Genomic DNA, 10,651 nt, shown 5'->3' on the forward strand with positions numbered 1-10,651 from the left:
TCGGTTTAGGAAGGGGCGCGGGACACCATGCGCATCGGTATGGCGCTCAGCTACTCGGGCGGTTTCAAGGAGACCGTCGAGGAGCTCGCCGACTACGAGAAGGCCGGCCTCGACATCGTCTACGTCGCGGAGGCCTACAGCTTCGACGCGGTGAGCCAGATGGGCTACATCGCCGCCAGGACCGAGCGGGTGGAGATCGCCTCCGGCATCCTCAACATCTACTCGCGCACCCCGACCGCGATCGCGCAGACCGCCGCGGGGCTGGACTACGTCTCCGACGGGCGGTTCACGCTCGGCATCGGCGCGTCCGGCCCGCAGGTCATCGAGGGCTTCCACGGGGTCCCCTACACCGCGCCGCTCGGCCGCACCCGGGAGATCATCGAGATCTGCCGCAAGGTGTGGCGCCGCGAGCGCGTGCAGCACGACGGCAAGCACTACCACCTGCCGCTGCCGGAGGGCCAGGGCACCGGCCTCGGCAAGGCGCTCAAGCTCATCAACCACCCGGTCCGCGCCGACATCCCGATCATGGTCGCCGCGATCGGCCCGAAGAACGTCGAGCTGACCGCCGAGATCGCCAACGGCTGGGAGCCGATCTTCTACATGCCGGAGAAGGCCGCGGAGGTGTGGGGGCCCTCGCTCGCGGCCGGGAAGGCCAAGCGCGACCCCGCGCTCGGCGAGCTCGACGTGGTCGGGCAGTCCCCGCTCGCCATCGGCGACGACGTGCGGGGCCTCCTGGAGTTCGGCCGTCCGATGGCCGCCCTCTACATCGGCGGCATGGGCGCCAAGGGCAAGAACTTCTACAACGACCTCGCCCGGCGCTACGGCTTCGAGAGGGAGGCCGAGGAGATCCAGGACCTGTACCTGGACGGCAAGAAGGACGAGGCCGCCGCGAAGGTCCCGCAGGAGCTGCTGGAGAAGATGTCCCTCATCGGCTCCGAGGGGCACGTCCGGGAGCGGCTCGCCGCGATGAAGGAGTCCGGCGTCACGACCCTCAACGTGGCCCCGATCGCCGGCGACCACAAGGGCCGCCTCGCCCTGATCGAGAAGGTCAAGGAGATGGCCGCCGGACTCTGACGCGCCGCCTCCGCCGCCGGCGGAGACGCCCGAGCCAGAAACCCGTCCCGGGCCCGAACGGCGGGACGTCCAGCTCGAACAGCACGCGGAGCAGGACACCGCCGCCGAACAGGCCGGCCCCCCATTTCAGGGAGGAGCCCGGATCGCCCACCGAGCCGGCGGGGCGCGGATCGAGGCGGCCGCGCGGGTCGTACACGACCTGGACGCGCTCGCCTCGGTCCGCGACCTCCGACCCGGTCGTCATCGTCCGCACCCGCGGCTCGGCGCAGGCGAGGTCGTGGTCGTAGTAGACGTCCGTGGTCGTGTTCCCGTTGCTGTCGGTGCTGGTGACCTCGCGCCGGTCGACCTTCTGGACGGTGCACGCCGTCGTCCGGCCGCGCTCGTGCAGAGCCTGGTCCGACACCGCGCCCGCGACCACGGACGCCCCGATGCCCAGCAGGAAGAAGGCGCCGAAGAAGACCAGGACGTTCTCGTAGCGCAGCTGCGTGAAGACCAGCAGGGCGTATCCGGCCATCATCATCACGAAGAACAGCGCCGTGCCCGCCCAGTTGCCCGCCAGCGCCGACGGCCCGTAGGCGTTCAGGGCGGCCTGGGCGACGATCAGCGCCAGCCCGGTCAGGGGCGCGCCGACCGCCAGCAGCGCCGCCACCGCCCAGCCCGGCCGTTTCCCGTACCCCACCATCGGAACCCGTCCCGTCGTTCATCCGTGTCCCTGGATGAGACGCGCGGATCCGCCGTCAGGATCGCTATCTGATCCTTACTTCTCGCTGCCGGCGGAACCGCGCGGGGAACGCCCCGGGAAGGGCGGATCAGAGCGCCGCGTCGACCTCCTTCGCGACGCGCTCGCCGGAGCGGACGGCGCCGTCCATGTAACCCGTCCAGTAGCCGGACGTCTCGGTGCCCGCCCAGTGGACCGGGCCGCACGGCTCCCGCAGCGCCGGACCGAACGCGGTGAGCGCGCCGGGCGGGGCGACGCCGACGGGGCCGCCGCCGCTCCACGTCTCGTTGTCCCAGCGCTGGAAGGCGGTCAGCTTCGGGTTCGCGGCCTTGTCGCCGAACAGCCTGGTGAACGAGTCGAGTCCCGCGGCCCGCACGTCCGCGGCCGGCGCGCCGTCCAGCCTCCTGATGTTGGCCTGGTTCATGAAGCCCATCAGGATGCCCCGCGACCCGTCCGGGGGGCTGTTGTCGAACGTCGCGTCGATGGCGCCGCTGTCGGCCACGGCCTGCCCGGTCAGCCCGTCCGCCCGCCAGAACGGCGTGTCGTAGACGGCGACGAACTTGGCCACCGAGCCCATCGGGTACCGCTGCATGAGCTGCGCCCGGGCGGCGGGCAGCGCCGGCGAGAAGTCGATCCTCCCGGCGATCGCCGGGGACATCGCGACCACGACCCGCTTCGCCGACACCGTGATCCCGTCGGCGGTCACCGTCACGCCGCCCGCCTCGGCGGCGATGGACCGGACCGGCGCGTTGTAGTGGACGATGTCGCCGAGCCGCGCCGCCAGCCGGATCGGCACCTCCTGCGAGCCGCCGACGAACCGCGACTCCTGCGCCCCGCCCTTCGTGTTGATCAGCCGGTCGATCGTCCCCGGGGCGCTCTCGTTGCCCGCCGAGGCCGCGTAGTTCAGCAGGTAGAGCAGCGAGACCTCCTGCGAGCGCATCGACAGGGTGGAGGAGGCGAACGCGTCCATCAGGAACCGCGCGCCGCTGCTCAGGGAGTTGGCCCGCGACCAGGTGTGGAAGGTCTGCGCGTCCCACTCCTCCGCCTTGGCCGCCTTCCACGGCTCGCCGACCGGCACCTCCTTGACCATCCCGCCGAGCTTGAGCAGCGCCAGCTCCAGGTCGACCACGCCCCAGTCCGGCGGGACCGCGCCGAGCAGGCCGTCGGTCGCGTACAGCGACCGCTTGCCGTCCCGGTAGTAGACGTTCTTGCCCTCGTTGTAGGTGGCGTAGGTGTCGACGCCCAGGTCCCCGGCGAGCGCGGCGATGCGGTCCTGCGTCGGGCCGATGAACTCGGCGCCGCCCTCGTTGGTGGTGCCGTCGCCGAGCGGCATCCCGTAGACGCGGCCGCCGGGGCGCTCCCGCGCCTCCAGCACGACCACGGACCGGCCCGCCGCGACGAGGTCGCGGGCGGCGGTGAGGCCGGAGAGCCCGGCGCCGACGATCACCACGTCGGCGGTGAGGGGCGCCGTGCGGGCGGCGGCGGAGGGGGCCGCGGCCGCGGTGACGACCGCTCCCGCGGCGGTGAGCGCGCCTGTGCCCAGCAGTCTTCTACGGCTGACTCGGGTCAAGGGGAATCACTCCTGGGGAAGTCCATGGGGCCGGACATTCGGGGGGACGGAGCACACGCCGGGTCACGCTAGGCCAGCTCTCGACCAGAAGTCGAGGGTTCTTCATGTTCGTGACCGCGTTGAGACGGCCGTCTCGCGATGATCTAGAGTCCTGGCCATGGGGGAGACTCACTACGCGCGGCGCCGCCGGCTCGCCGCGCTCGTCGCCGACCGGGGCGCCGCCGCACTGCTGGTGACCCGCCTGGTCAACGTCCGCTACCTGACCGGTCTGGACAGCTCGCGGGCCGCGCTGCTCGTCCCGGCCGACGGCCCCGCCGTGCTCGCGACCGACGGCCGCTACGCCGGGATGGCCGCGCAGGTCTGCCCGGAACTGCCCGTCGTCGTCGACCGCCAGGTGGCGGAGGCGCTGGTGAGGCGGGCGGCCGAGGACGGCCACGGCCGCATCGGCTTCGAGGCCCACGACCTGACCGTCGAGCACCACACGGCCCTCCTCGGCGTCGCGCTTCCGGGCCACGCCGCCGCCGAACTGGTCCCGCTCGGCCATCTCGTCGAAGAGCTGCGCATGGTCAAGGACGAGGAGGAGATCGGCCTGCTGCGCGAGGCGTGCGCCGTCACCGACCGCGCGTTCGAGGCCGTCCTGCCCGAGATCCGCGCCGGGGTCACCGAGCGCGCCGTCGCGATCGCCCTCGAACGGGCCATGGTGGACCAGGGCGCCGAAGGCCCCGCGTTCGACTCGATCATCGCGTCCGGCCCCAACGGCGCCGTCCCGCACCACCACCCGGGCGGCCGCGAGCTCCAGCGCGGCGACCTCGTCACCATGGACTTCGGCGCCCTCTACGGCGGCTACCACGCCGACATGACCCGCACCGTCGCGATCGGCGAGCCCGCCGCCTGGCAGCGGGACGTCTACGACCTCGTCCACCGCGCCCAGGCCGCCGCGCTGGCCGCCGCGCTGCCCGGCGCCGACACCAAGGACGTGGACGCCGCCGCCCGCGACGTCATCGCGGAGGCCGGGCACGGCGAGGCGTTCACCCACGGCCTCGGGCACGGCGTCGGCCTGGAGATCCACGAAGCGCCGCTCATGGGGTACGACAAGACCGGTAAGCTGATGGATCGGGTTCCGATCACCGCGGAGCCGGGGGTCTACCTCACGGGCCGGGGCGGGGTCCGCATCGAGGACACGCTGGTGGTCCGCGCGGGCGGGCCGGAGCTCCTCACCACAACGACCAAGGACCTGCTCGTCCTGTAGGACGCGCGGGCCCGCGACCGGGAGAACAACGCAGTGGCGACGACGAACGACCTGAAGAACGGCATGACGCTGAACCTCGACGGCCAGTTGTGGACCGTCCAGGAGTTCCAGCACGTCAAGCCCGGCAAGGGCGGCGCGTTCGTCCGCACCAAGCTCAAGAACGTGCTGTCGGGCAAGGTCGTCGACAAGACCTTCAACGCCGGCACCAAGGTCGAGGTGGCCAGCGTCGACAAGCGCGAGATGCAGTACCTCTACCGCGAGGGCGAGGACTTCGTCTTCATGGACACCGAGACCTACGACCAGCCGCACATCCCCGCGGCCGTCGTCGGCGACGCGGCGAACTACCTGCTCCCCGAGCAGAACGCCGTGATCGCCTTCAACAACGAGAACCCGCTGTACGTCGAGCTGCCCGCCGCCGTCGTGCTGGAGATCACCGAGACCGAGCCCGGCCTGCAGGGCGACCGCTCCACCGGCGGCAGCAAGCCCGCCACGCTGGAGACCGGGGCGCAGATCCAGGTGCCGCTGTTCATCACCACCGGCGAGAAGGTCAAGGTCGACACCCGCTCCGGCGAGTACCTCGGCCGCGCCTGAGATGGCAGCGCGCACCAAGGCCAGGAAACTCGCCCTCGACATCCTGTTCGCCGCCGAGCTCCGCGAGGAGGAGCCGACGGCGGTCCTCGCCGCCCGCGGCCGTCCGAACCAGGACGAGCTCGCCGAGTACCCGCACGCCGTCCGGCTGATCGAGGGCGTCCAGGAGAACCAGGAGCGCATCGACGAGCTGCTCGCCACCTACGCCACCGGCTGGACGCTCGAACGCATGCCCGTCGTCGACCGCAACATCCTGCGGATGGGCGCGTTCGAACTCCTGTGGGTCGACGACGTCCCCGACGGCGTCGCGGTGAGCGAGGCGGTGGGCCTGGCCACCGAGCTGTCCACCGACGAGTCCCCCCGCTTCGTCAACGGCCTCCTCTCCCGCCTCCAACAACTGAAGCCTTCTCTGAGTCTTTAGCCTTTTCTCCTCCTTCGGGCCTGGCGGCCCTCCATCGTCGAAAAAGCTGGCGATCGCTGGCATCGCTTCGTCTCGCCTTGCGGCTCGCTGCGCGATCAGGTTCTCGCAAGCTCGAACCTGCCTTCGGACGCGATCGCGGCCATTGAGGTCGTTGCGGGGTTGCGGAGCGGGCTGGGGTGGGTGCGATCGGCCGTGCCCGCATCGGCATCGCTCGGGGCCTGCCTGCGGGCGCGCGTGACTTCGGTGGGCGGCCAGGCGTGGAAGAGGAGTGCACTGCAATAAGCTCTCCTTGATGACCAACGTTAGGGGAGCGGGTGTGACCGGCCGGCAACAGAAGCGGGTGCGGGGCGGCAGCCGGGTGCGCAGCGCCGTCCTGTGGGACGCGCTCCGCGCGGTCCTCGACCGCATCACTCCCGAGGCCGGCCTGAGCGATGTCGTGGACGTCGGCGGGGGGACCGGCGGGTTCGCCGTTCCGCTCGCCGAGCTGGGGCACCGGGTCACCGTGGTCGACGCCAACCCGGACGCCCTGGCCGCGCTGGAGCGCCGGGCCTCCGAGTCCGGCGTGCGGGTGCGCGCCGTGCAGGGCGACGCGGTCGACCTGCCCGACCTTCTCGGCCCGGACGCCGCCGACCTCGTCCTGTGCCACAGCGTCCTCGAGTACGTCGACGATCCCGGCGCGGCGATGGCGGCGCTGACCGGCGCCGTCCGCCCGGGCGGCTCGGTCAGCGTGCTGGCGGCCGGGCAGGTCGCGGCCGCGCTGCACCGCGCCGTGTCCGGGCACTTCGACGACGCGCGGCGGGTGCTGACGGACCCGTCCGGGCGGTGGGGCGAGGGCGACCGGATGCCCCGCCGGTTCACCCGCGAGTCGCTGTCGGAGCTGGTGAGCGGCGCCGGGTTGCGGGTCGCCGAGCTGCACGGCGTCCGGATCTTCGCCGACCTCGTGCCGAGCGGCCTGCTGGACGGCGACGCCGACTCCGCGGACGCGCTGATCGCGCTGGAGTCCGTCGCGGCCGTCCACCCCGTCCTGCGGGACCTCGCCACCCAGCTGCACCTGGTGGCCGACAAACCGGCCGGCTAGCACCGTGAGCCGCAAGCAGCAGCTGCACCGGCCGGGGCCGCAGCCGGGCCCGCCCGCCGACGACACCGGCTGCGCCATCCTGCACGTCGACATGGACGCCTTCTTCGTCAGCGTCGAGCTGCTGGAGCGGCCCGAGCTGCGCGGGCGTCCCGTCGTCGTGGGCGGCGCCGGGCCGCGCGGCGTGGTGTCCGCGGCCTCCTACGAGGCCCGCCGGTTCGGCGTGCACTCGGCGATGCCGATGACGCGGGCGCGGCGGCTGTGCCCGCAGGCCGTGGTGCTGCCGGTGAGCCACGGCAAGTACGGCCGCGTCTCCGCCGCGGTCTTCGAGATCTTCCGCTCCGTCACGCCGCTGGTCGAGGGCCTGTCGCTCGACGAGGCCTTCCTGGACGTGGCGGGCGCCCGGCGGCGGCTGGGCCGTCCCGCCGAGATCGCGCAGCTCATCCGCGACCAGGTGCGCGACCAGCAGGGCATCACCTGCTCGGTCGGCGTCGCGACCACCAAGTTCGTCGCGAAGCTGGCCTCGACCCGGTGCAAGCCCGACGGGCTGCTCGTGGTGCCGGCCGACGGCGTGGTCGACTTCCTTCACCCGCTGCCCGTCGCGTCCCTCTGGGGCGTCGGCGAGCGGACGGAGCAGGCGCTCACCCGGCTCGGGCTGCGCACCGTCGGGCAGCTCGCCCAGGTGCCCCTCGCCACGCTGCAGCGCGAGCTCGGCAACGCGCTCGGCGCGCACCTGCACGAGCTGGCGTGGGGACGCGACCCGCGCGAGGTCGTCCCGCACACGCCCGACAAGAGCATCGGCGCCGAGGAGACCTTCGACACCGACGTCGACGATCCCGAGATCATCCGGCGGGAGCTGCTGCGGCTCGCGGAGCGGGTCGGCGCGCGGCTGCGCGAGAGCGGGAACGCCGGCCGGACGGTCAGCGTCAAACTGCGGATGGCCGACTTCAAGACGATCACGCGCGCGCGCACGCTGGCCGAGCCCACCGACCTGGCTCGTGTGATCTATGTCACAGCCCGCGAGCTGTACGAGGCGTCGGGCCTGGAACGGGTACGACTCCGTTTGGTCGGGGTGCGGGTGGAGAATCTGGGCCCCGCCGGCGAGGCCCCCCGTCAGCTCGCCCTCGACGAGCCGGACAGCGGCTGGCGTGAGGCCGAGCGAGCCATGGATCAGGTCGCGCACCGGTTCGGGCGCGGCGCGGTGCGTCCCGCCGCGCTGGTTCGGCGTGCGGCGGAGGGTGACGCAGGGGACGGCAGGGACGGAAGACAATGAAAGAAGGCTGTGAGGTGACCGGCGCCGGGCCCTCGGCGGGCCGTTCGCTTTCGTACGCTCGAGAGTCCTCGTATTCTGGGCATATCACCGTTGACGTTCGCGTCCCGCATCGGATACTCCGTCGCGGAGCTGTCGCTGGGAGGTGCCGTGCCGCTGTCTGAGCACGAGCAGCGCATGCTCGAACAGATCGAATCGGCCTTGTACGCCGAGGATCCCAAGTTCGCTCACGCGGTTCGCTCGACCAACCCCCAGGTCCATTACAAGCGCCGGATCGTCAAGGCGGCCCTCGGCTTCGCGGTGGGCGTCTGCGCGCTGATGGCCGGCCTAGTGATCAATGCCGGGACGGTCACGATCGCCGTCAGCGTCACGGGCTTCCTGCTGATGGTCGTGTGCTGCGTCTGGGCGCTGACGAGCTGGAAGCGGATGACGGGCATCGGCAACGAGCCCGCGCGCGGAGGCGGCCGGCAGGCGCGCCCCGCGAAGGCGGGCTTCATGGAACGCATGGAGGAACGCTGGCGCCGCCGCACCGAGGGTGACTGAGCGGCGTCTGGAGCGAAGCGGAAGACGGCGCTCAGTCTTCTTCCGGGGGGTCTGGGGGGTTGTCCCCCCAGGTTGTTGCTGAGCGGCGTCTGGGGGGTTGTCCCCCCAGGTTGTGACTGAGCGGTCCCTCGGTACCGGCGAGGCGACTCGTCCCGGCCTTGTGCGGACTTTTTCGCGGGCCGGGACGAACGTGTGTGCGGGGTCGCGGCTAGCGGCGGCGGAGGCGGGACGGTAGGTCGTTCAGTCGGGCGGTGGCGTCGAGGGCGCGGTCTCCGGCGGTGCGGAGCGCGGTGCGGGTCTGCTCCATCGTCGACGGCGGCAGCAGGCGGGCGCGCCACCGGGCCCGGCGCCCGACGGACGCGGCGAACGCCTCCCGGACGGTCCGCACGTCGGCGCGCAGCCGCTCGGCGGGCTCGGAGGCGCGGGTCCGCGAGTAGCGCGCCAGTTCCTCGGCGCGGGCGATCCGGGTGAGGGCTTGGAGGCTCGGCGCGTCCATCTCCAGCAGTTCCCCGAGCCGGCGGGCGGCGGCGCGCGGGGAGTCGCTGGCCCGCCATTCCAGGCCGTGGTCGAGCGCGTCCGCGCGCATCTCCTGCCAGGCGGCGTGCGCCGCCCCACTTGGATCGGGCGTCCCGTTCGGTGATCTCACCGGGGCGGCCGGACCGGGCGTGCGCCTGCGGCGCCGCTCCGCCTCCTCGGCCGGACCGGGGGAGGCCCTGCGCCGCTTGGGCGTCGGCGTCCCGCTGGGCGAGGCGGTCAGGGCCGCCCAACGGCGCCACCGGGTGTAGATGCGCAGCGTCATCGGCACGGCCATCAGCAGCAGCACCAGCAGGGCGACGGCGAGCCACCGCGCCGCGGAGAACCCGCCGTCGTCGCCCTCCTGGACGTCGGTCGCCGCGCCCGCGCCCTCGTCGTTGCGGTGCGCGGGGCCGCTGGGCGAGGCCGTCGCGCCCGCGTCGGGGGACGAGGCGTCCGGCGCCTGCGTGACCTGGTCGTCCGGTCCGCCGCCGGTGCTGACCGCGGGCAGGCTGTACTCGGGGGCGAGGGCCGTGCCCTGCCCGGCGGCGCCGCTCGGCGTGGGCTCGAAGCGCACCCACCCCGAGCCCTCGAAGTACAGCTCGGGCCAGGCGTGCGCGTCGCGCGACCGCACCACCCACTCGCCGGGCTTGACCTCGCTGCCCGGCGTGTAGCCCATCGCGACCCGCGAGGGGATCCCGAGGATCCGCGCCATCAGCGCCATCGCGGCGGCGAACTGCTCGCAGTACCCGCGCTTGCTGTGCAGGAGGAAGTCGACGAGGTCGCTGCCGTGCTGCGGCGCGGGCGCCGACAGGTCGTAGGTGAACCCGCCGGACAGGGTGAACCAGCGCTGCAGCCGGACGGCCTGGCCGAGCGCGGTCGCCGAACCGGCGGTGACGTCCGAGGCGAGCTTCCTGACCTCCGGCGGGACGTTCTTGGGCACCGCCGTGTAGTGCGCGACGATCTCGGGCGGGTAGGGCCCCGAGGCGGCGAGCTGCCCGACGGTCGGCTGCGGGATCAGGCTCCTGACGGTGTAGGAGCGTCCGCCCGCCGAGTCGCGCAGCGAGTAGATCATCAGCGACGGGCCGTGCACCCGCCAGTCGCCCTTGATCGACACCTTGGCCGGGGCGTACGGCACCGGCAGGAACGTCATGTTCCTGACCTCCGGCCGCACCCGGACCTCGGTCGTCACCTCGCGCGAGGGCGCGACCGTCAGCCCCTGCGGGGCGGGGAGGGCGCGGTCGCCGCTCAGCCGGTCCTTGGAGCTGCTCTTCAGCGGGCTGTAGGTCCACCGGTCCCCGTCGAACCGGTCGAGGGCGTAGAGACGGAGGTAGCCGGGGCTTTCCGGTGCGTCGCTGCGGTAGGTCAGCACGGTCGAGTCGTCCAGCCGGGTCAGCTCCCGCTTCAGGCTGACCAGCGGGTCGGGCGTCGTCACGGTCTGCGTGCCCCGGCCGGAGCCGCCGCCCACGCCGAACACGCCGCGCGGGTGCAGCCCGGGGATCGCCGCAGGCAGCAGCACGGCCACGGCGACCGTGCCCTCGACATGGAGGACCACACGACCGTGGACTCCACGCTGGAGATCCTCGGGAAGCTGCGGGTCGACTTCCCGTGGGCCGGGGTCGCCGTCCAG

General features: G+C 72.8%; 10 protein-coding genes and 1 pseudogene. 8 read left to right on the forward strand and 3 right to left on the reverse strand.

The features are described from left to right. Positions 1–27 precede the first annotated feature (27 nt). Positions 28–1,074, forward strand: coding sequence for an LLM class F420-dependent oxidoreductase (locus ABWI04_RS26970; RefSeq protein WP_353834189.1), 1,047 nt, complete (start codon positions 28–30; stop codon positions 1,072–1,074). Here the strand turns inward: ABWI04_RS26970 and ABWI04_RS26975 are convergent. Both ABWI04_RS26975 and ABWI04_RS26980 read right to left on the reverse strand, forming a co-directional pair. Beyond that, positions 1,049–1,756: a hypothetical protein gene (locus ABWI04_RS26975; RefSeq protein ID WP_353834190.1), complete on the reverse strand. Its 708-nt coding sequence runs from the start codon at positions 1,754–1,756 to the stop codon at positions 1,049–1,051. The two genes, ABWI04_RS26970 and ABWI04_RS26975, sit on opposite strands and share 26 nt — an antisense overlap. 127 nt (positions 1,757–1,883) lie before the next feature. Then, positions 1,884–3,362: a flavin monoamine oxidase family protein gene (locus tag ABWI04_RS26980; protein ID WP_353834193.1), complete on the reverse strand. Its 1,479-nt coding sequence runs from the start codon at positions 3,360–3,362 to the stop codon at positions 1,884–1,886. A 157-nt stretch (positions 3,363–3,519) separates the two neighbouring features. Between ABWI04_RS26980 and ABWI04_RS26985 the strand changes: the two genes are divergently transcribed. From ABWI04_RS26985 to ABWI04_RS27010, 6 genes are all read left to right on the forward strand, one after another. Then, complete coding sequence (locus ABWI04_RS26985) at positions 3,520–4,611, forward strand: M24 family metallopeptidase (protein WP_345175516.1); 1,092 nt, start codon at positions 3,520–3,522, stop codon at positions 4,609–4,611. A gap of 33 nt (positions 4,612–4,644) precedes the next feature. Then, entirely contained in the window at positions 4,645–5,202 is a 558-nt protein-coding gene (gene efp / locus ABWI04_RS26990) for an elongation factor P (RefSeq protein ID WP_345175515.1), read from the forward strand. A 1-nt stretch (position 5,203) separates the two neighbouring features. Next, positions 5,204–5,620, forward strand: coding sequence for a transcription antitermination factor NusB (gene nusB / locus ABWI04_RS26995; protein WP_345175514.1), 417 nt, complete (start codon positions 5,204–5,206; stop codon positions 5,618–5,620). A 292-nt stretch (positions 5,621–5,912) separates the two neighbouring features. Then, positions 5,913–6,698 (forward strand): methyltransferase domain-containing protein, encoded by a 786-nt coding sequence (locus ABWI04_RS27000; protein WP_378189135.1) that lies wholly within the window; start codon positions 5,913–5,915, stop codon positions 6,696–6,698. A 4-nt stretch (positions 6,699–6,702) separates the two neighbouring features. Then, complete coding sequence (locus tag ABWI04_RS27005) at positions 6,703–7,968, forward strand: DNA polymerase IV (protein WP_345175512.1); 1,266 nt, start codon at positions 6,703–6,705, stop codon at positions 7,966–7,968. A 147-nt stretch (positions 7,969–8,115) separates the two neighbouring features. Further along, positions 8,116–8,508: an SCO2097 family morphological protein gene (locus ABWI04_RS27010; RefSeq protein WP_185023574.1), complete on the forward strand. Its 393-nt coding sequence runs from the start codon at positions 8,116–8,118 to the stop codon at positions 8,506–8,508. Positions 8,509–8,716: 208 nt separating this feature from the next. Here ABWI04_RS27010 and ABWI04_RS27015 read toward each other — a convergent pair whose 3' ends face one another. After that, complete coding sequence (locus tag ABWI04_RS27015) at positions 8,717–10,540, reverse strand: transglutaminase TgpA family protein (protein ID WP_353834194.1); 1,824 nt, start codon at positions 10,538–10,540, stop codon at positions 8,717–8,719. Positions 10,541–10,558: 18 nt separating this feature from the next. Between ABWI04_RS27015 and ABWI04_RS27020 the strand changes: the two are divergent. Continuing rightward, positions 10,559–10,651, forward strand: a pseudogene (locus tag ABWI04_RS27020) (proline dehydrogenase family protein); the annotation flags it as partial.

It is taken from the genome of Actinomadura sp. NPDC000929, from assembly GCF_040492065.1.
In the GTDB taxonomy this organism is placed as follows: Bacteria; Actinomycetota; Actinomycetes; order Streptosporangiales; family Streptosporangiaceae; genus Spirillospora; species Spirillospora verrucosospora.